The sequence below is a fragment of the Enterococcus mundtii genome, from assembly GCF_002947535.1.
Lineage (GTDB): Bacteria > Bacillota > Bacilli > Lactobacillales > Enterococcaceae > Enterococcus_B > Enterococcus_B mundtii_B.
This window is the reverse complement of the sequence record NZ_PUAP01000010.1, coordinates 51,130-68,647: the sequence shown is the minus strand read 5'-3', so window position 1 is coordinate 68,647 and position 17,518 is coordinate 51,130. Positions and strand designations below refer to the sequence as shown.

The window sequence follows — 17,518 nt, the reverse complement described above, 5'->3', positions numbered from 1 at the left end:
TCCTAATTTTTGAATTGATGAATGGTGATTTTGATACCTAATAAATAAGTTGAGTTCCCTTGAGTGTCCTGTTCGCTTACAAAAGGTGTCTCGCTTATTTCGATACCTAAAAAGACGAAGCTCTCATCTTCTGACTTCAGAGTTGAGAGTTCGTCTAAATGATTTGATATAAGCCATAATGTTTTGTTGGCTTTTTCTTGGTCTTTCGTGTTAAATCCGACCTCATAGAGCATTTCACGCTCTTTCGTACCGTCAAAATATTCTTCTACTGTCCGACTACCTGGCATCGAATAAACACAAAGTGTATCTTCACCGTTTAGAAATCCCATCGAGCATGGCATTGGAAGGCCTTGAATAGAATCTATCGAGTCAGATAATCGTTCCCATAAATCCATTACAAGTTTCCTCCTTTGATAAACGCTCTACGCCGATCATCCATGTGATTCGCTTTTGCTCTAAGATCCCAACGACGGCTGGTACCTGGAGTCGTATAGTTTCTGACTCTGCTGCCGTTAACAAACCCTCTAAATTGAGCTCGTGCATAAGGAGCAGCATAAGTTATTCGGTTTTTGTTAACGAAAGATTTGTCCCTTAAATTTCCTTGGCGTTTAGGCACATATAGATTCATATCCATGTGCATTTGAGATGTCATATAATACAGTGCTGAATTGATGTTCATCACTGACAACTTACGATCGACGCCATTTTTTTCAACCTTAACATGGAGCATTACAGCACCTCCAACTCATACGAGTAGACTTCGTTACTGTATGGATTACGGTTATCTACGATCGTCGTGATAGTGTAAGTCTCACCTTCAAAGTCAATCTTTGACCCAACATGATTTTTATTAATCACTGGCATCGGATCAGATACTCCAGCAAACAAAAAAGCGATAGCGTTGGCTACCACTTGCCGATTATTATTACTACCGCTGTACACTGTTTGAGGTTGAAAGATCATATGATTAATCGTGATTGGTTCAGAAAAGACAGGTTTTTGCCATTTGTCATGACCATCTAGCAGCCTCAAAGTAATTGACTGGTTACAAAGTTCTTTTGGCATTAAAGGAATCATCGATAGTCAACTCCCTTGTAAAGAAGTCCTGTATAGATCAACTCGTTATAAGCCTCTGTTGCAACCATCGTTCTGCCAACTGTTGCTGCATTCGTGCTTCCAGATTCAATACGCATACGACCAACGCTGACACTTGAAGGGGAAGCATTTAGTAAGTCTGATAACGAAGTAACTCCAACTGACTTCAAATATTCAATTTGGACAGCCATTGCGATTTTGAACTTATCCACTCGATATTTGAACGTGTCATCAGCTAAAGAATGTCTCATGTAAAAATCGCCTGTCACTCGATTAAGCTGACGTGCAGCACATTTTTCTAAGTCATCAAACTCCGAAACTGATACTTTGTTGAATCCTGATTTTAAATATTCATCGTGCGTAAGATAGCTCATAACTGCCTCCTTTCAATTAAAAAGGATAGTTTAGTAGCTATCCTTCGCTTGCTGCGGTTACCGTGACTTCACACGTAGCAGTTTTACCATTTACGGTTGTCGCTGTGACCGTCGTAGCTCCTACTTTAATAGCAGTAACCTTTCCTTGCACTGGCGTTACTGTTGCAATTGTTTCATCGCTAGAGGTAAATTTGACTGATTTATCAGTTGCCGTTTCTGGTGATACAGTAGCAGACAATATTTCTGTTGATCCCACCGTTAGCGTAGCTGTTGTTTTATTCAAAGTTACGCCGGATGGGGCTAAGCTTTTGGGGCCAAAGAGACAGATACACCTTCTTTTTGTTGTTCTTTGATAAAGCAGTCGTGGTATAAGCGGTTTTGATATAAGTAGCCATCGCCTTGTGAATGTTCGCCCGGTGCAAACAAGAAGACAGTGTTTTCTTTAACCACGGGGATAACTGCTTGTTTAGCGACAACTAAGATATTGATGTCTTGTGCATCAGCGGCAGCAGCGTAGCCATCAGTGAAATCGAACTTAGTTTTGAAACGAGTATCGTCCCAAACTTCGACCAATAACACACCATCAAGAGAAGTTACCCGAGATTCTAGTGCCGTTTGCCCAACATTTTGATTAGTGATATTACGAGTAAATTCTGAAGAACGTTCTAATGCATCCATTACGGTCGTTGATACAAACGCTACTAAATTTTGTGGTCCAAATCTACGAGCTGGTAAAATTGCAGCTTTAATGGCTGTATAAGCATTCTTTTCAGTAATTGTTTCTTCTTTAGTATTTCCTGCTCCTAAAGCTAAAGTAGAAAAACGATACGCATCGATTTCTGGTTGAACGTGTTCAGTGATAAATACATTTGAAATTTTAGCTACAGCTAAGTCTTGATTCGTTTCATCAACGTCTTGTTTATCGATGTAAAATTCAACGTCTCGATCTTGACCCATTGTGTAAACTTTTTTGTCATTTCCATAAGTACCGCTGTTGAATCCCTTGTTACGTGTATGGTGTTTCAAACCAGAAGTTGAAATAGTCGTTAATGTAAATGATTTACCACCGTTCACAAATTCAACTTGTGGAATACCTAAGATCGTCGTTAACAATCCTTGAGTGATCTTCTGATCGAAAATCCCATTGTCTTTTGTAATGTAATTAATTGCCATATTTTATTCCCTCCAAATTTAATTTTTGTTTGGTAAAACTCCTAATGCTTTAGCGAACACATCTTCTTCCACATTCTGGCCAGAACTAGGATTGCCCCCGAAAGTAGCTTTTTTACCTTCTGGATTGGGCGGAACAGGTTCATTTGAGCCAAATAAATAACCGTCGCTCTCTTTGAGTGCGGCCAGTTGTTCATCTAATCCTTTTAATCCCTCATCTTTCAGTTCCAATGATTCGCTGTCTAGCAAGGCTTTAGCAGCCTTAATGTTTTTAGCCCCGGCTTGTGTTAGAGCTAAGTCAATCGCTGATGATTTTTTAAGATCAGCAATTTGTTGTTCAGAACTCGTCTTGATTTCATCAAACCTAGATTGTAAATCCTCTAACTGCTTAGTAAGATCTTCATTTCCTTTAGCATTTGCTTTGAAATCATTCAGCTCATTTTGGTTTTTCTCTAACTGTTCTTGATATTGAGTGGCCTGTTGTTCCGCGGTAGACACACGACTATTCAACTCGTTCACAGTCACACCATGCAAAGCCATAATTGATCCAATCTGTTCATCAGTTAAGCCAAGTTCTTTCAGTTCTTCACGTTTCATTTCATTCATCCTTTCGTTGTTTAACGAGGCTACGCCCTCGATGGATTGAACAGTTTAACGCCGTATTCAGGGCAAAATAAAAAGACTAGCGATTGCTAAGCCTAAAACTATTAACTTTGTACTTGTTCTCTACTGTAATCACGAACTAAGAACTCATGTTCGTTGATAAGCTCCCTTAACTGTTTCTGTTTGTTAGCAATCACTTGTTTGCACATCTGGACAGTTTCGGGATCTTCCAATTCTAACGCCGCATTCATTCGCTTCTTCTGGTAACGAATATCACGCTCAATCTTGCGTTGCTTTTGTTGTATTTCAGCATTTTCTTGCGCTTCGTCAGCGTCATATTGAGGTTGGTTGTTTGTATTGATATCTGGCCTTCCGGGATAAAGGACATGCTTGCAATTAATGCCTTGGGTGCCATCTGGCTCGCCATAACCATGATCATAGATAGAAGGCAAATGTTTAAATTCATCAGGAGCTTTGCTCTTCGGAACAACTAACACCCAATCTCCTTGAATCGTTGCACATGCTTTTCTGGCAGATGGATGACTACTCATTAATGCAGTGACACAGTCGAAGTCCTCCATTCGTTTCAAACGAAGATCATTAAACGTTCTGTGTGAGGTGGATTGAATCACTGTTCTCGAGTAAGCTTCCATCGACCACTCTCGACCAGCTTTATCGACAAAACCTGATTTAATTCCCATGTCTACCATTTTATAGACATTATCTTTTACGGCTTTCTCATGCGTTTTAAGCCCCGTCATGGATTCTAGGGTAGATTGTTTAAGAATTGCTTGATAAGCTCGCATTACAGCATTCTCGTTGAAATTCGTAGTTATTAACGTTTGATTGACATTGTTGTTTAAATCTTTGAACGTTTGACGAACCAAAGAGTCTAGAATTTTGTTTACGTCGTCAGATACAGGAACACTTTTATGGACCATTCGTTCTAACTCTCGATCAATTTCATTAACGACTTTTACGCCGTTACCTTTGATTAATTGTTCGATTGCTTCTTGTGTTTCTCCTGTGTAACTAGCCAAAAGATCGATAACATTTTCGTTAAGCACGCCCATTTTAGATAGCTGCTTAGCTTGCCATAGTAGAACGTCTTCTTTTTCAACATTCTCAAAGCGAGATTGTTTTAACGCTTTGATGATTATGTTAAAGATACGATCTTCAAGTTCTGAATAAATATTAGTGATTGAATCCGCATCACGCTGCATTTTATCCGGTGTGATCATGACTAATCGCCTTCATTCAAATTATTATTGCTTTTCTTCTGCTCTTTGGGCGGTTCAATTTCGAAACTCTCATCACCGAGAATTTCATTGGCTTTCTCTTCGTCAAATGGAAATGATGCTGTAATAAGAGATATAGCCGAATCTCTAGGCAATTGCTTAGACGCTACTTGCTGAACAATATTTATAAGCGCTGTTACTTGAGCGCCATTCATAGATACCTTCTGAATAGTGTTGTCGTCCTTGGAATTAAGTAAAGCCCCAGATGTTTTAAAACTATCATTTTCACCATTCGGCACTGTTTTGTCTCTCTCAGGAGTATCAGGTTCATCCCCCAACCAAAGCTTCACTTCTTCATCTGATAAATTGTAATTACGCTTCAAGAATTGATCTTTAGGCATTGCGCCTGCGACAAAAACTTTCAAATCATTCTCCAATTGTTTATTTCGATCGACAAATAGACCATCCTCAAAACTAACTGTTACTAAATAACTATCATATTCAATAGAGAATAGCGGTTTCTCGCTTTCAAACATTTCTCCGTATCCTGCAAGCTCAAAAATAGAATGAATAAGCTCATTGATAACTTTTTCAACCATAGTCAAATAACTTGAACGTGTCTGATAAGTCATGGAATTGTTAGAAACAATCTCAGTGGCCGTTTTAATACCGTCATCTGCATAGTTCATCGAACCCACTGACAAACCAACCTGCACCTCGAACTCTTTAATCAGATGGCTGATAGCGTCCTTATATTGAACTGTACGAATAGGTGTTGTAATATCTTTGACCCCTATATTCTCAGCGCCGTATACACCAGCGAATACGTTTTGGTCCGTGTCGAACATTGGTGGGTGTGATTCATCTGTTTTAAGGAATTCCGCTGGCACAACAACACGCCGCTGCCCTAACTGAATTTCCCAAGCAAACTGATCGTGTGTTGTGTTAATCATATCTAAAATCTCTTTTGAGTTATCCACAATGCCGGCACCTAATGGGCTCTCTAACGATTTATTGTTAGCTCCAGGCGTTCTGAAGTAAGCAAAAAGCGGTCTCTTCAAACCTTCTAGTGTGACTGTTTCAGCTAAGTCAGGATATAGAATCGACAGTGGAACTTGCTTTCCAACAACGTTACTGTTGTCAGATTTGTAAAGCTCATTACTGATAACATACTTTTCGTCTTGCCACTCATGAAATTCGAGGAGCGTGTAGTAGTAATTCGTGTCTCCTTCAGTTTGAATTGATTTAGTAGCAATAGCACACTCACTAACTTCGTTTGTATTTGAACGTAACGGGTAAAACTGATCTGCACGAATCCACGAGATTTTAATCTTATCTCCATCAATGTAAGGCCGCATAGCAAATCCTCCTACAGCGATACCTTTCTCAAGATTCAATTCGAACAAATTATAGAAATTGTTGTCGTATAATGTTTGTTCCAAAAATTCAGATGCTTCTTTAATCTCTTTAGAAACATCCTTTTTATCAGTGGGATCGTTCAGCGTAACTTTACATTTTTCATTGAAAATGATACTAGCCAATCGTCTCGCAGCAGTCTTAGTCACGTTCAATGATTTAAATTCTCGTTTTTTATTGTCGCCAAATGAACTCTTATAGTTGACATCCGGAAATAAATTAGCATAATATTTGAAGTTCTCCGCTATTCGAGCGTACTCTAGCGAATCAATCCCAATTTTTGGGTGATCAGTGATCTTCGCTATATCTTTTCCATTAACGTTCATATTCACACTATCAACTCCTCTCTTGAACATATTTTTGATCGTTTGAATTACTCCCATGATTTCACCTACCATTTCAGTCCTAAATCATTTAGATTATCTTTTACAAAATATTGGAACTGGTCACATGTATGGTCACCAACTTTGATAACTTTTGGATCATCAGATTGTAGAGTATCTTCATCCCATCGATAATCACGATGCTCTTTAATAAATATTCGATTTGCTTCTGTATCCAAATAAAAAAACCTGCCCTGTGCAAGGAGGTTCTGTACATAATCGATCATATCCACTTTTTTAGCTTTGGCCACCGCATGAAATCTTATGCCAAAATCTTTATAGTATTGATTCTTTAAAGCACCTTCTGCTGAATCAATCGTGATTTTATAGGCATATTTATTGTATTTAGATTGACATCTTTCAATAAAATCATGCAAATCTTTAGATAACTCATCAGGTGCCTTCTTATTTACTTTTCCTTCGGGAGAATAATAATAAGTATCTAATAAAATGACATTTTTCTTTTTGGTAATAGCGTAGCAACCACTGGTAGTCGCTGATATTTGGTGTCCACTATCGATTGAAAAGCAAATCTGAACGATGTAATCATCATCTGGTAACTCATCAAGCGGATGGAAATGATCCATGTTATAGATTAGCGTGCCCAGACCAATCACTTCGCCTAAGTAAAGCCATCGATAGTAATCTTCATCATTTTCTCTATACGTTTCTATCAGCTTTAATTGCTGAGGATCCGTAAAACCTAACTCATCATCTTTATAAGTCGAGTGGTCCACTAAATGATCATCTAGGCGTATGCATTTCTCTACCCATTCATTGACCCAATCGTATGGATTTTTTGGCGGGTTCCATGAATAGTAAACTTGTACTTGATCTACCCATGGCGACCGTTGACGGATAAAGGTTGCATTCGTCTGGTCAAATACTTCTTCGCTTTCAAAGTTTGCAGCTTCTTCATACCACAAAGCAATGACATCGCCAATTGCATTTGATTTTAGTTTTAAGGGATCATCAACACCATAAAAATAGAACTTAGAACCAGTACGTTTATGAATGATTCGCAAAGGAGAAGTACGAAACTTATATTCTTTTGAAATGCCTAACATTGAAAGTGCCCACTTGATTTGTTCATAAACAGCATCTCTTAAATACTTGTGCTGACTCATCATGCAAACAACGTTAACCTTATGTTTTGCTTGCGTGTGTTTCTTCATTTCAGTAGCAAGTTTCAAACTAATAACAGATGATTTAAACGATCCACGTCCGCCCTTCATCAAAACATACGGACATTGTGTGTGCCACATCTTATAAAAATGTGGGTTAATCATTCCAGTTAGTTTAATCTGAGGCTTTGTCTTGGCTTTCATTCCCATTTAAATCAACCTCACTTTCAATCATCGGGATATCATCAACAATCACTGTTTGTTCTTCTGACGAATCATAACCATCATCTAACTGCTTCAATTGTGCTTTTGCTAAATTGACTTGTACATCCATGTATTCTAGTTTCTTTCTACGTTCATCATGTTCATCAGCTATAGAGACAAATTGTCTAATTAAGCTAGATAGCGTGCTCATAGCCCTTGATTGTGCATTCATGAAATTAGCTTGCTTGTCCCAAGCATATTGAATAGCATATTCTTCTGAACTTCCAGAATCACTCGAGGACCACTTAGAAACTTCTTTGGACAAACTACCCTCATAATCAACATACATGATTTTCTGTGCTCGGATAATAGCCGTGTACTGGATCATGATATTATTCCATAATATATCCTCAGGTTTAGAGGTTGCAACCTCATTCATAATTTCTAATGTTTCAGAAGGTAACCAATTGGCAAAAAGGCCATGGGTAACAGCGTTTTTGTTGTCCTCTGGCGCTCCTTTGTTGTTCGGAATAGTTGCGTTCTTGGTTGCAACCTTTTCTCGAGACCAGTAACGGGATTTCCATGACTTTACTGTGCTGATGGATACACCATACTTTTCCGCTATTTCTCTATACTTCAACCCTTTTTCATAATCATCTTTAGCTAGTTCGTATTTCTTCACATGTGACACCACCTCGCTTGTTTGCAACATTTGTTTTGTAATCTACACATACTTTGAAAGATTTTCCTGTATGTGTTTATCTGAATAGAAACCATGACCGCAATAAAGAAGTTTGCATTTATCAATCTCTTTTGGTGTTGCTTCTCTGGTCATTTCAATGATGGAGTACTTCTTTTTTATTTGGACTGATTGGACAACCCTCACTGGATCATCAGTGTTCGGTTGCGGATATCGGTTTGTTAGCGATACATACCAGTAGTTTCTCATTATGTAGCCTCCTTTATGTAAAGAACAAGCCTAGCATGTGCTAGACTTTGATACATTCATTTGATTTTTTGAGATAAGTATCTACATAGATTTCACCTTTGTCCCCGTTCAACGTAATTTCAAAATACGGTGCTCCTTTTAAGCTAGCGCTAACTAATGCTTTGCTATTCTGTAGTGTTTTACACGACCACACAACAAATATATCAAACTGAGGCACTGCACCACTTGGTTCTGCAATCTCATTTTCAATTCTTTCACGTACAATAGCCTTGCATTTTTCGATAAACTTCTCATGATTCATTTTCAAAATCCTCTCTTTTTAAAATAAAAAGACCACTCAAAGAGTGATCTAATATGTAATAGTAACTTGCACCAAAGTTGGAATTGAACCAACAGCCCGCCCTAATAGGTTCTACCACGGACCTCACCTAGATTCAGAGATTTGAACTCTACGACACATCAGGTATTTATGTCTACCAAGTGCAAGCTACTTAAGTCACTGGCAATGAATCGAACATTGCATGGTCAAATCATAAAACGTTAAGGCTATCCCTCGACGTATTGACCTTATTTTTAAGCGTCTACCCTTTCCGCCACAGTGACAAATTAATATTGTGAAAATAAATACTAAGCGTATAATTTTAGTTATCAGCGAGTGGTCCGCTGAAATAAATTATAGGTGGTGATAACATGAGTAATCTTTTCAAACCAGGCGAAGATAATAAGCCTGCCGGTAAGTACAAAGAAGTTGGTCCAAAAGGAGGAAATGTTCCTAAAGGTCATAATGCTACTATCGATAAAGGAGACAGACTTCCTCCAACTTCTAAGCCAGGAAACAAATGGACCAAAAAATAAGATTACTGCTAGTTGTCTTTAGGGACAGCTAGCTCTTTTTTTGAAAAACAGTAAGATTTGTTAAATAGATTAATTTGTAACCATGATACAATTCTCAATTTTCCATTTTCATCTTGATATTTAGTAATATAATGATGCATACAATCCCCTCCTTAAATAATTTAATAGACAGCAGCATACGAAGAATTCAGAAGGAGTTGAGTTCACATCCTTTTCTTCATATTTGCTGCTATCTATCGAAGCTTAATTTAAAACGATGAGGGAGATTCCCTCCCTTGCGTTTTATTTTTGAAGAACAATTATTCAGAATAAAAGAATGAATAAACTTGTGAGTGTCTAATCTATTAATTGTCTTCACTTATAGGTGGGAATGGTTTACAAGTTTTAGCAAATTTCAAATAGATTTATTTGATGACCATATTCAAAATAATTGTCGATCTTATTTTTAATTCGCTGTGACATAGATTTAACAGTACCCACAGCTAGATTCATTTGTTCTGCTGCTTCTCCATAAGTACATAAATCTTTATTAATTAAATGAAATAATGTCAGTTCTTTATTAGAAAGCAAAGATTCTATCTCCGTCACTTGGAGCAACATCTCTTTTTTCTTCGGAGAAATCGTCTCTTCTGCTGGCTTTTCTACTTCCTGTAAATAAACTTGATAGCTCATAACGTCTATATCTGCCAGTTTAACGGCTCTTCTATGCTTTGGTATCTTCTTGGCTTGCTCATCATCGAAAGGCTTCTCTCTGCCTGTTTCTAACCAGAATAAAGCGTACTCTGTAGTAGAGATAGCTTCTGCTATTACTTTTTGATCCGCTATATCTTGAGGAGAACGATCATCAATTAATTTATGTATCACTCTCCCATGTTCTTTGACAGGTGTGCGATATCGTTTATTTAAGATTTTTTGATGTTGCTTTTTCAACATTTTCAAGTCATTCTTGTATTCCTGGATTAAATCATTCATATAGATAGCCTCCTCAATAATTTCGCAAACAAAAAAGCGGACACAAATCAACAAGAAAGTTCTTGTCAACTTGTGTCCGCCAGTTTTCTGGTAGGACGATATTTAAAATAATTGTTTCACTTCTTCTTTAACTTGCTTGACTTTATTGCAATGGGATTCTATAACTGTTGTTCCAAACGAAGGAAGCTCGACACTTTTCATTTGACCGTTTGAAATAATGATTAAACAATGTTCTCCTTGCATTTTTTCAATGTCGCTTAATCCAATTACCTTTAACTCCATAGCTGCCTCCTGTGATATAATAGACTTACCTTGGCAGGGGCAAATCATATTTGTCACGAGCAGCGAGCTAATAATGGCTTGCTGTTTATGTTTATTAACGATATTATGCTGATAAGGAATTCTCTATTAGCTACTTCAATAATTCTTCATACTTTATATTTAGCAATAAACTCATCGATATCTTTGATGTCATATTTTGGACGGCTGTTTTCACCGAATATGATTACTTTCAATCCTTTTTTTACCCACTCATTGATCGTTCCTGCAGATGTCCCCGTGTAATGAACTGCTTCTTTTTGAGTTAGATAGCGTTTAGGCACATATCCAACTAACAATGAGTCTAAGTCATTTTTATTGATAAATTTGTCATTCATATTGATTTCTCCTTATATAACTTATAATTCTGTTTTTATAATCTCCATATCCACCAATCTCGCCACTGCTAAATTCTCTTTACTTTTCGCTAACCACTTGTCACATTTCATCGTGTTTTCAATACGAATGATTGCTGAGTTTGACAGTATCTTTTTAACGTATCCTCTGAAGGGATAAACGAACTCCTCTGCTTCGCAGCGAACCATGTCACCGACTTTGAATTTTGGTTTCTTATGTGTTTTAGGGTTCTTTGTCGGCATATCTAGCATTAAACCGCCGATACCATGACTACTAGCGTAAAATCCGTCTTTTAGTTTCATTCTTTTTCCTCCAATCGAATTGACAATGTTTTCGCAGATGGTGATTCTGCTTTTCTTAACTGCGCTATATCTTTGTTTGCTGACCCTTTATCAAAATACTTCTTTGCTCTCTTCTTGTTTTTTGTAAAAACTGGCTTGCTATCATTCCAGTGATGGAAATAAACTTTCTTAAACGAACCATCTTTGTAATCGAACAGATAAAATGCTATTTTGAACATTCATTCCGCTTCCTCCTGTTCTAATCCCCATTGAGCGAATGCTGATAGGACTTGAAATTGTTCTTGCTCTGTCAATTCTAGCCACGCTTTTGTTTGCTCAGAAACACTATATTCCGCAGGATCCTCATAAACATTATCAGTGAATTCCCACAAAACATATTGGAGGCCACTCCCGATTGAAACTTGTTCTTTCAACCACTCCAACACGATTTTCTGGTTGTCGTTGAGTGCTTGTCGATGATTGAGAACTTTACCCGATTCCCAATCTCCTGTTTTTCTAGCATATTCATATTGTTCTGCTGTTAAGTAATCGCTCATCCTTCCGCCACCTCTTCCACCGGCACAGCAATCAACCACAGGTTCTCATCTGCTGATTTTATTTCTTTTTCTGTTAAAAAGTAGCGATACCCTAATACATCAGAGCTAGTTGTTAAAGTTGGACTTATTCCGTCACATTCGTACTCATCAATGACTAGATAATATTTAAGGTCAAGGCTAAGAGTAACTGTATACAACGGCTCTTTCTCAACCTCGTAGCCGTCTATCCAAGCACGAGCAAACGTTTCTTGATTATCTTCAATCCATCTATCAGCCTTGCTATACTCAACACCGTAGAGGTTCCACGGCTTGAATGAAATAGCTAGACTATCGCCTTTCTTTTTAGCGTATTCTATCCATTCCGCCACAAACTTCGGCACCACTGGCTTCTGCGGTTCGTCTATTTTTTTCATTAACGTAATACCTGCATTTATACTCTCGTTATAGCAAGCAGCTATTGCATCATTTCCTATCGCTTTAATACTTTCTAACTTTTTGATTATTTCCTGTTTATTCATCGCTGTTCCTCCAAGTATTCGTCTAGTATCTCTCTATGCTTTTCTACAAATTTGAAACGATCTTGATGAAGTTTCTTGCTCCAATTTGTTTGCCGATCCAGCTCACGCATCTGATCGAACCCTTTTTGAATTTCGTTGTAATAAAATTCAATGTTTGCTGCTGCTTTCCAATGCCTGCTACTTCGCACTCCTGCTCCTGTTTCAGCCATTTCTAACTTAACTAATTCCGCTCGTTCTTTTGATTTTTTGTCTTTCTGAATCTTCATCATGATTTTCTTGAGGATGATATCACTGTATTGTGTAATGAGATCCATTATTTCTCCTCCACATACCTAAACTGTCGTCCTTTTGAATCAATCCATAAGCTCCTAGCTCTATCCCAGATAATGTTTTTGCTTAATCCAGTAATTTCAGATAACTGTTCAGCTGTTCCTGTCACTAGAATTCGATCACCATGCCAGATTGCAATTTTTCTCGGCGTTCTCCGTTTGGTTTTTTCAGTCCACATTGATTTACCAAGCTTTTGAACTTCTGCAACTATTTCTTTGTCTTCTTGCCAAGATTCTGACTTGGTTAATTCAGCAATTCGTTTCATTGCCGCTTTCTTATCCACGCTCATTCCTCCAATCTACGAATTTCCCTTCTTAAATTCTCTATGTGCAAATCGATTGCCTTCCTAGCCGTTTCATTGACCATCACTGCCTTTGTTCGTTCCAGATCGTCAATTTCACGTTGAATGCTTCGAATACGCATTTGAATCACTTCTTCTGTTGTCATGATGGACCACCTCGTTAAAAACGCTCTTCCTTGAACGTATTCCGATATTTTTTAGCTAATATCAACGGCACTTGATATTGATGACAAAACAATTTCGCCTTGATCTTAAAGTCTTTTGTCTGCATTCCTTTGACATCTACGACTTTGACAAGTTTGCCGTTTTTATAAAATGTGAAGTCGGGAATATACTCGATCTTGCGATACTTCTTTCCGTCTAGTTCAAATTTCGGCATCAGCTCAAATCTTTCCTGAAGTTTTACTTTCCAGCCGTTCGCTTCCGCTTGCCACAAAGCTAGATCGTAGTACTCTGCTTCTGCCTTTGAATCGAACTTGATACCTCGATGGATAGTTTTTCGATTACGATATTTATTCATTCTCAAGAAGCGCCTCCTTCTTAGCCTGATAAGCAGCAAAACGGGCTTCTAATTCTGCTTTTTTATCAGGATCTAGCGTCTTTTCTTCTTGAGGTTTGTTTACCCAATCAGGGAGTTTTTCACGACGGACGTTTTTTTGACGTTTAGGAAGATAGTTTTGTTTTTTCTTGTTCTTAAAAGCTTCTTGAGCTTTTTCTGCTGATTCCATTGTCTTAATTCCTTGATTACTCCATGAATTTAATATCGCTTCAACGTATTTTTTCAATCCTGGCATCTCAACGTTGTTTTCGAAAGCTAATTTAAAAGCAAAGAGAATCATATCTGCTCCCCAAGTTTTAATCATCGGTCCTAATGCTCCTTGCAAAAGTCCAGTAGGTGCTTTCCCCCAGTTTTTTTGGATGAACTCATACACGCCTATATCATCTTCTTTATTTGTCTTGTTTTGTTTTGTATTGTTTATATAAGCTGAAGGAATTACTGTAGAATCTACTGAAGGATTTACTTCCCTATTTACTTTCGTATTTACTTTACTATCTACTGGAATATTTCCAGTAGCGGAGTTTTCTACCGTATTATCTACTGTAGTTTTTACTGTAAAATTTCCAGTTAGATCAGAAAGAATATAAACTCCAGCTTTTGTACGACCTCTCTTTTTATATTGAAGGAGTCCGTTTTGGATCAATTGATTACGATTGTTAATCAATGTTTTTTCAGACGTTTTAGTCATTGCTTGTAGCCTTGTATTGGCAATCGATAATTCGCTCTGCCATCCACTTTTGTTTGCTATAGCCATTAGCTTATACCAAAGCAGTTGGGGACCAGCGCCAAGCTCGTTATATTCAAGCCAATTGTCAAAAGCATTAAGCTGTCCGATGTAATCCAATTGTGTTCCTCCTTTCGTTTTGATGTTAAGAGGGAGATAACTCCCTCGCTATTTGTTTAATGGTGGATTTGATGCATCAAATAATCCAGTTTGTACATCTTCATTTTCTTCAGAAATAACCTCTACTTCTTTTCTTTCAGGAATATCTTCTTCAACTTCTGTTTCAGCAATAATGCTGCCATCTTCTTGAACTCTTTGGACTCTCTCATCCGATGTAGTAGCTTCTTGCATTTCAATGGATAAGATCCCCCATTTAGAAAGAAGATTTCTCAAAACAGTTTTTCGTGCCATTGCATTGTAATCAGATGCCCACACACCACTTAACTTTGTCTTATCTCGATCTTTATTGTTAGCAATTCGATGAGCTTCAATTTCTTGTTTGGTCCAATAGACAGTTTTCTTGAATCCATTCAGTAATTCAAAATAGCCAACATATCCAATGACTTCATCAGATGTTCTACCATTTGGATCAAACTCGAACTCTTCTGTCAGTCGGTTCCAGCTTTTTAGTTCTCCTTCGTAAACTTCAATCACATTTAATGCTTTGTATTTACCTGATCGTTGGGCTAATTGGATATATCCTTTATAGCCAAGCATAAATTGAGCTTTCTTTTCCCATTTTCCTGTTTGCTTGTTTTTACTATTGAATGGAACGAGATAGGCATAGCCAAGATTCTTATCTAGTCCAAGATTTAATGTTGCAGCAGTTAACGCACCACTCATGATAGACATCGGTTCACTATCTGCAAGATAACTGTCATTAGATACAAGAGTCATAACATTCGACATAAAAGCATTAGCATTGTCATGAAGTACTTCTTCAAATTTCTTTCTCATTGTTGGTGTATTCATTAGAGCTTTAAGCCCTAACTGTCCTGGTGCAACTTGTTTCTGTGGCTTTTCTGCCAATTGATTTTTTAACGATTCATTTGTTGCCATATTATTTAATCTCCTTTTCGGTTAGCCTTCTTGATTCAGTAACGTTATAAATCTCTTCATCATTTGCGACATCTGGATATTTCTCTGCTAGTTTCTTCGTGTTAATGCGTTTAGTACGAACAAGTTTCCAACTGATAATGTTTCTTTGTGTGATACCGATACTAGCTTCACGTTTGCCTAATTCACTGATGAACTCGTTGTCCACCTGTCGAATAGCCGATTCAATTTCTTTCTTGGTTCGCTTGAGTTCATTTTTCTGTTCAACTAGTTCATCGAAATGAATTGGTAACGTCGTTTGAACGTCTTCAACATCTGCATACTTTTCTTTCAAGAAATCTGCAGTTGCTTGACTACCATCAATAATTGGCTCGATACCTCCAAGAACGTTCGTTTCCCAAAACTCTACTAATTGTTCAGTGATTGTATCGATCAGCTCTTGATCTCGTTCAATCTGTTTCCAGATAAATTTTTGACCACCGATTAAGACAGCGATGTAACAATAGTCTTTGTTTAGAACGTTCATGTAATGTTGAACTTGGCAGAGATAACTGAGTGGTACTTCTTCACCTTCCCACTCTTTGCCGAGAAATTGATTGGCTGTTTTGCATTCCAGAATGGCATTTTCTCCCACTACATCACGATCAATATTCGCTCTTAGAAACGGATGCAGTGGATGTTCAAAGACTTGATTTCTTCTGCGAACCTTTTTACCTGTCCGTTCTTGAAACTCTTTAGCAACAACTTCTTCTAAGATATTGCCCCAATAAGCTGGCTCGCTTGCTATTTCTTCAAGTACGACTTGTCCTGTTTTTTCTAGCCAGAGTTGATAAGGTGATTTCCACTTATTCAATCCTAAAATCGTTCCGACATCAGAACCTCCGATGCCTTTCTTGCGGTCTTCAAGCCATTCTTGACGGCTCATTTCTAAAGTAGATTTACTCATCGTCTTCCTCCTCTTTATGTGCCGTGCCCCATTCGGGAGTCGTCAAATACTGATCGAGCGCTTGTCCAAAATCATTCATTGTTTTAGCCTTCCTTTCATGCTAAAATACAGATAAGATATTTTGTTATGTTGCCGATTAGCGATTACCGTCGCTGGTCGGTCTTTTTTGTGTTGGCATTTTGAAACTTTCTCTTACAGCAGTAATCGCTACTAAGGTTCCCCAATAAATAAGTGCATATGCTGGATTAATACTTGCCAGTACGATTGCTACTAGGCTCATAAGCAAAGCGCTCTTGACAGTCATTTTAAATACAGTTTTCATTTCTTTCTCTCCTCTCTATATTTAGCAATTTCACTAGCCAAATCTCGGTTCATATAATTGTTTAAAAAACGGTTAACTTCAGCTTTGGGTATCCGTATCTCTCCAATCTTTAAGCAACCCAAGTACCCCATATCGATCAAAGCTTTTACGTTTTGTGGATTTGTTGTTATAGCTAATGCCGCTTCAGTAACTGAGTAAGTTAGTTTTTCGACGTTTCTCTTACTGTTGCGCTTCAAGACAACTTTTTTTGGAAAAATATTTTCCAATGTTTCCATTTCCATCATCCTTTCATATATCCTTGTACTACCCAGTACGACAGCCGTTCCTCACTAAGCTTGCGAATATCGATTCCAAGTATTTCGCATAATGCACTTATTAGTGTGACTTCAACCATGATCTCGTCTAAAAATTCATAAGCATATGCAATGATTTGTTGACGATCATCAACAGTTAAGTAATTTACTTGTTTAAGAAGAATTTTTTCTACTTCTTGCTTCTTCTGTTTCCGCTCATCTGATTCAATCATTTGCAACTTGTCTAATGAAGATGGATCTCTTCTATAAACGTCTCCATCAATTGATTTGAATAAACCGAAAAATTCATGGATCACTTGAAGCGTAAAATCAGAATCTCTAAAATGATCCGTTAACGCCTGAGCATTTTCCAACGTCACGGGCTTCGTGTTAAGCAATGTTGTCCAATCGCTTAATGACTGTTGAGAGACGTTGATTTGTCTTGCTATTTCCTTTTTGGTTTCACCACTCTTATTAATTACTTCGACTAACGATTCTCGAATAACACTTGACTTTTTTAACAGTTTAAACACCTCATATTCTTATTCGCCCGTATATCAATACGAGCAATTT

The 17,518-nt window shown here is 37.6% G+C and carries 31 protein-coding genes and 1 pseudogene; 1 reads left to right on the top strand and 31 read right to left on the bottom strand.

Features of this window, described 5'->3' with window-relative positions:
* Window positions 1–2: 2 nt before the first annotated feature.
* From CUS89_RS03270 to CUS89_RS03210, 13 genes and pseudogenes are all read right to left on the bottom strand, one after another.
* Window positions 3–395: a phage tail terminator protein gene (locus CUS89_RS03270; RefSeq protein WP_104871028.1), complete on the bottom strand. Its 393-nt coding sequence runs from the start codon at window positions 393–395 to the stop codon at window positions 3–5.
* The gene (locus tag CUS89_RS03265) at window positions 395–730 is read right to left on the bottom strand and encodes a minor capsid protein (protein ID WP_104871027.1); all 336 of its coding nucleotides are present in this window, start codon (window positions 728–730) and stop codon (window positions 395–397) included. The genes CUS89_RS03270 and CUS89_RS03265 overlap by 1 nt, the downstream gene beginning before the upstream one ends.
* Window positions 730–1,077 (bottom strand): putative minor capsid protein, encoded by a 348-nt coding sequence (locus CUS89_RS03260; protein ID WP_002300153.1) that lies wholly within the window; start codon window positions 1,075–1,077, stop codon window positions 730–732. The genes CUS89_RS03265 and CUS89_RS03260 overlap by 1 nt, the downstream gene beginning before the upstream one ends.
* Window positions 1,074–1,469 carry a hypothetical protein gene (locus tag CUS89_RS03255; RefSeq protein WP_002300152.1) on the bottom strand — a complete coding sequence of 132 codons (396 nt, stop codon included), beginning with the start codon at window positions 1,467–1,469 and terminating at the stop codon, window positions 1,074–1,076. Before CUS89_RS03255 ends, CUS89_RS03260 begins: the two co-directional genes overlap by 4 nt.
* A 37-nt stretch (window positions 1,470–1,506) precedes the next feature.
* Window positions 1,507–1,752, bottom strand: coding sequence for an Ig-like domain-containing protein (locus CUS89_RS03250; protein ID WP_104871026.1), 246 nt, complete (start codon window positions 1,750–1,752; stop codon window positions 1,507–1,509).
* Window positions 1,753–1,769: 17 nt separating this feature from the next.
* Entirely contained in the window at window positions 1,770–2,642 is an 873-nt protein-coding gene (locus CUS89_RS03245; protein ID WP_104871025.1) for a hypothetical protein, read from the bottom strand.
* Between the two features lie 18 nt (window positions 2,643–2,660).
* Window positions 2,661–3,236 (bottom strand): phage scaffolding protein, encoded by a 576-nt coding sequence (locus CUS89_RS03240; RefSeq protein WP_104871024.1) that lies wholly within the window; start codon window positions 3,234–3,236, stop codon window positions 2,661–2,663.
* Window positions 3,237–3,346: 110 nt separating this feature from the next.
* On the bottom strand, window positions 3,347–4,483 hold the full coding sequence (locus CUS89_RS03235) for a phage minor capsid protein (protein WP_104871023.1): 1,137 nt from the start codon (window positions 4,481–4,483) through the stop codon (window positions 3,347–3,349).
* A 296-nt stretch (window positions 4,484–4,779) separates the two neighbouring features.
* Window positions 4,780–6,294 (bottom strand): annotated as a pseudogene (locus CUS89_RS03230) (phage portal protein); the annotation flags it as partial.
* On the bottom strand, window positions 6,288–7,613 hold the full coding sequence (locus tag CUS89_RS03225) for a PBSX family phage terminase large subunit (protein ID WP_104871022.1): 1,326 nt from the start codon (window positions 7,611–7,613) through the stop codon (window positions 6,288–6,290). The pseudogene CUS89_RS03230 and the gene CUS89_RS03225, both read right to left, overlap by 7 nt.
* Window positions 7,579–8,289 (bottom strand): phage terminase small subunit, encoded by a 711-nt coding sequence (gene terS / locus CUS89_RS03220; protein WP_104871021.1) that lies wholly within the window; start codon window positions 8,287–8,289, stop codon window positions 7,579–7,581. Before terS ends, CUS89_RS03225 begins: the two co-directional genes overlap by 35 nt.
* A 42-nt stretch (window positions 8,290–8,331) precedes the next feature.
* Entirely contained in the window at window positions 8,332–8,556 is a 225-nt protein-coding gene (locus CUS89_RS03215) for a hypothetical protein (protein ID WP_104871020.1), read from the bottom strand.
* A gap of 40 nt (window positions 8,557–8,596) precedes the next feature.
* A complete protein-coding gene (locus CUS89_RS03210; protein WP_072538728.1) occupies window positions 8,597–8,857 on the bottom strand; it encodes a DUF6275 family protein in 261 nt (86 codons plus the stop codon).
* A 389-nt stretch (window positions 8,858–9,246) separates the two neighbouring features.
* On the opposite strand from CUS89_RS03210, the gene CUS89_RS03205 reads away from it, so the two are divergent.
* Window positions 9,247–9,411 carry a YjzC family protein gene (locus CUS89_RS03205; protein WP_002330141.1) on the top strand — a complete coding sequence of 55 codons (165 nt, stop codon included), beginning with the start codon at window positions 9,247–9,249 and terminating at the stop codon, window positions 9,409–9,411.
* Window positions 9,412–9,419: 8 nt separating this feature from the next.
* Here CUS89_RS03205 and CUS89_RS16280 read toward each other — a convergent pair whose 3' ends face one another.
* The 18 genes from CUS89_RS16280 to CUS89_RS03125 form a co-directional block, all read right to left on the bottom strand.
* Window positions 9,420–9,551: a hypothetical protein gene (locus tag CUS89_RS16280; RefSeq protein WP_002330140.1), complete on the bottom strand. Its 132-nt coding sequence runs from the start codon at window positions 9,549–9,551 to the stop codon at window positions 9,420–9,422.
* Window positions 9,552–9,795: 244 nt separating this feature from the next.
* Window positions 9,796–10,383, bottom strand: a complete 588-nt coding sequence (locus CUS89_RS03200; RefSeq protein WP_002309105.1) for a hypothetical protein — start codon at window positions 10,381–10,383, stop codon at window positions 9,796–9,798.
* 102 nt (window positions 10,384–10,485) lie between these two features.
* Window positions 10,486–10,665: an XtrA/YqaO family protein gene (locus CUS89_RS03195; RefSeq protein WP_002326226.1), complete on the bottom strand. Its 180-nt coding sequence runs from the start codon at window positions 10,663–10,665 to the stop codon at window positions 10,486–10,488.
* Between the two features lie 146 nt (window positions 10,666–10,811).
* Window positions 10,812–11,039 carry a helix-turn-helix transcriptional regulator gene (locus CUS89_RS03190; RefSeq protein WP_002314901.1) on the bottom strand — a complete coding sequence of 76 codons (228 nt, stop codon included), beginning with the start codon at window positions 11,037–11,039 and terminating at the stop codon, window positions 10,812–10,814.
* A 21-nt stretch (window positions 11,040–11,060) separates the two neighbouring features.
* Window positions 11,061–11,360 (bottom strand): hypothetical protein, encoded by a 300-nt coding sequence (locus CUS89_RS03185; protein ID WP_104871019.1) that lies wholly within the window; start codon window positions 11,358–11,360, stop codon window positions 11,061–11,063.
* Window positions 11,357–11,578, bottom strand: a complete 222-nt coding sequence (locus CUS89_RS03180; protein WP_104871018.1) for a hypothetical protein — start codon at window positions 11,576–11,578, stop codon at window positions 11,357–11,359. The genes CUS89_RS03185 and CUS89_RS03180 overlap by 4 nt, the downstream gene beginning before the upstream one ends.
* Window positions 11,579–11,896, bottom strand: coding sequence for a hypothetical protein (locus CUS89_RS16025; RefSeq protein WP_181055294.1), 318 nt, complete (start codon window positions 11,894–11,896; stop codon window positions 11,579–11,581).
* Window positions 11,893–12,414, bottom strand: a complete 522-nt coding sequence (locus tag CUS89_RS03175) for a DUF1642 domain-containing protein (RefSeq protein ID WP_104871017.1) — start codon at window positions 12,412–12,414, stop codon at window positions 11,893–11,895. Before CUS89_RS03175 ends, CUS89_RS16025 begins: the two co-directional genes overlap by 4 nt.
* Window positions 12,411–12,728 carry a DUF1140 family protein gene (locus tag CUS89_RS03170; RefSeq protein ID WP_104871016.1) on the bottom strand — a complete coding sequence of 106 codons (318 nt, stop codon included), beginning with the start codon at window positions 12,726–12,728 and terminating at the stop codon, window positions 12,411–12,413. Before CUS89_RS03170 ends, CUS89_RS03175 begins: the two co-directional genes overlap by 4 nt.
* Entirely contained in the window at window positions 12,728–13,033 is a 306-nt protein-coding gene (locus CUS89_RS03165) for a hypothetical protein (RefSeq protein ID WP_104871015.1), read from the bottom strand. Before CUS89_RS03165 ends, CUS89_RS03170 begins: the two co-directional genes overlap by 1 nt.
* A complete protein-coding gene (locus CUS89_RS03160) occupies window positions 13,030–13,191 on the bottom strand; it encodes a hypothetical protein (protein ID WP_002301517.1) in 162 nt (53 codons plus the stop codon). The genes CUS89_RS03165 and CUS89_RS03160 overlap by 4 nt, the downstream gene beginning before the upstream one ends.
* A gap of 14 nt (window positions 13,192–13,205) precedes the next feature.
* On the bottom strand, window positions 13,206–13,565 hold the full coding sequence (locus CUS89_RS03155; protein WP_104871014.1) for a DUF1064 domain-containing protein: 360 nt from the start codon (window positions 13,563–13,565) through the stop codon (window positions 13,206–13,208).
* Entirely contained in the window at window positions 13,558–14,448 is an 891-nt protein-coding gene (locus tag CUS89_RS03150; RefSeq protein ID WP_104871013.1) for a DnaD domain-containing protein, read from the bottom strand. The genes CUS89_RS03155 and CUS89_RS03150 overlap by 8 nt, the downstream gene beginning before the upstream one ends.
* Window positions 14,449–14,496: 48 nt before the next feature.
* Window positions 14,497–15,387, bottom strand: a complete 891-nt coding sequence (locus CUS89_RS03145; RefSeq protein ID WP_010728698.1) for a recombinase RecT — start codon at window positions 15,385–15,387, stop codon at window positions 14,497–14,499.
* Between the two features lies 1 nt (window position 15,388).
* A complete protein-coding gene (locus tag CUS89_RS03140; RefSeq protein ID WP_104871012.1) occupies window positions 15,389–16,330 on the bottom strand; it encodes a YqaJ viral recombinase family nuclease in 942 nt (313 codons plus the stop codon).
* A 136-nt stretch (window positions 16,331–16,466) separates the two neighbouring features.
* Window positions 16,467–16,652: a hypothetical protein gene (locus CUS89_RS03135; RefSeq protein WP_010728696.1), complete on the bottom strand. Its 186-nt coding sequence runs from the start codon at window positions 16,650–16,652 to the stop codon at window positions 16,467–16,469.
* Window positions 16,649–16,936, bottom strand: coding sequence for a hypothetical protein (locus CUS89_RS03130; protein ID WP_016627808.1), 288 nt, complete (start codon window positions 16,934–16,936; stop codon window positions 16,649–16,651). Before CUS89_RS03130 ends, CUS89_RS03135 begins: the two co-directional genes overlap by 4 nt.
* Window positions 16,933–17,478 (bottom strand): hypothetical protein, encoded by a 546-nt coding sequence (locus tag CUS89_RS03125; RefSeq protein ID WP_002319161.1) that lies wholly within the window; start codon window positions 17,476–17,478, stop codon window positions 16,933–16,935. Before CUS89_RS03125 ends, CUS89_RS03130 begins: the two co-directional genes overlap by 4 nt.
* Window positions 17,479–17,518 lie beyond the last annotated feature (40 nt).

Coding starts and splice junctions, on each gene's coding strand:
- CUS89_RS03255 (WP_002300152.1), bottom strand. CDS start 1,469: ATGAGCTATCTTACGCACGATGAATATTTAAAATCAGGATTCAACAAA.
- CUS89_RS03210 (WP_072538728.1), bottom strand. CDS start 8,857: ATGAATCATGAGAAGTTTATCGAAAAATGCAAGGCTATTGTACGTGAA.
- CUS89_RS03195 (WP_002326226.1), bottom strand. CDS start 10,665: ATGGAGTTAAAGGTAATTGGATTAAGCGACATTGAAAAAATGCAAGGA.
- CUS89_RS03270 (WP_104871028.1), bottom strand. CDS start 395: ATGGATTTATGGGAACGATTATCTGACTCGATAGATTCTATTCAAGGC.
- CUS89_RS03175 (WP_104871017.1), bottom strand. CDS start 12,414: ATGAATAAACAGGAAATAATCAAAAAGTTAGAAAGTATTAAAGCGATA.
- CUS89_RS03190 (WP_002314901.1), bottom strand. CDS start 11,039: ATGAATGACAAATTTATCAATAAAAATGACTTAGACTCATTGTTAGTT.
- CUS89_RS03170 (WP_104871016.1), bottom strand. CDS start 12,728: ATGGATCTCATTACACAATACAGTGATATCATCCTCAAGAAAATCATG.
- CUS89_RS03135 (WP_010728696.1), bottom strand. CDS start 16,652: ATGAAAACTGTATTTAAAATGACTGTCAAGAGCGCTTTGCTTATGAGC.
- CUS89_RS03240 (WP_104871024.1), bottom strand. CDS start 3,236: ATGAAACGTGAAGAACTGAAAGAACTTGGCTTAACTGATGAACAGATT.
- CUS89_RS03155 (WP_104871014.1), bottom strand. CDS start 13,565: ATGAATAAATATCGTAATCGAAAAACTATCCATCGAGGTATCAAGTTC.
- CUS89_RS03235 (WP_104871023.1), bottom strand. CDS start 4,483: ATGATCACACCGGATAAAATGCAGCGTGATGCGGATTCAATCACTAAT.
- CUS89_RS03140 (WP_104871012.1), bottom strand. CDS start 16,330: ATGAGTAAATCTACTTTAGAAATGAGCCGTCAAGAATGGCTTGAAGAC.
- CUS89_RS16280 (WP_002330140.1), bottom strand. CDS start 9,551: ATGCATCATTATATTACTAAATATCAAGATGAAAATGGAAAATTGAGA.
- CUS89_RS03200 (WP_002309105.1), bottom strand. CDS start 10,383: ATGAATGATTTAATCCAGGAATACAAGAATGACTTGAAAATGTTGAAA.
- CUS89_RS03265 (WP_104871027.1), bottom strand. CDS start 730: ATGCTCCATGTTAAGGTTGAAAAAAATGGCGTCGATCGTAAGTTGTCA.
- CUS89_RS03225 (WP_104871022.1), bottom strand. CDS start 7,613: ATGGGAATGAAAGCCAAGACAAAGCCTCAGATTAAACTAACTGGAATG.
- CUS89_RS03160 (WP_002301517.1), bottom strand. CDS start 13,191: ATGACAACAGAAGAAGTGATTCAAATGCGTATTCGAAGCATTCAACGT.
- CUS89_RS03205 (WP_002330141.1), top strand. CDS start 9,247: ATGAGTAATCTTTTCAAACCAGGCGAAGATAATAAGCCTGCCGGTAAG.
- CUS89_RS03215 (WP_104871020.1), bottom strand. CDS start 8,556: ATGAGAAACTACTGGTATGTATCGCTAACAAACCGATATCCGCAACCG.
- CUS89_RS03180 (WP_104871018.1), bottom strand. CDS start 11,578: ATGTTCAAAATAGCATTTTATCTGTTCGATTACAAAGATGGTTCGTTT.
- CUS89_RS03185 (WP_104871019.1), bottom strand. CDS start 11,360: ATGAAACTAAAAGACGGATTTTACGCTAGTAGTCATGGTATCGGCGGT.
- CUS89_RS03130 (WP_016627808.1), bottom strand. CDS start 16,936: ATGATGGAAATGGAAACATTGGAAAATATTTTTCCAAAAAAAGTTGTC.
- CUS89_RS03245 (WP_104871025.1), bottom strand. CDS start 2,642: ATGGCAATTAATTACATTACAAAAGACAATGGGATTTTCGATCAGAAG.
- CUS89_RS03165 (WP_104871015.1), bottom strand. CDS start 13,033: ATGAGCGTGGATAAGAAAGCGGCAATGAAACGAATTGCTGAATTAACC.
- CUS89_RS03145 (WP_010728698.1), bottom strand. CDS start 15,387: ATGGCAACAAATGAATCGTTAAAAAATCAATTGGCAGAAAAGCCACAG.
- CUS89_RS03260 (WP_002300153.1), bottom strand. CDS start 1,077: ATGATTCCTTTAATGCCAAAAGAACTTTGTAACCAGTCAATTACTTTG.
- CUS89_RS16025 (WP_181055294.1), bottom strand. CDS start 11,896: ATGAGCGATTACTTAACAGCAGAACAATATGAATATGCTAGAAAAACA.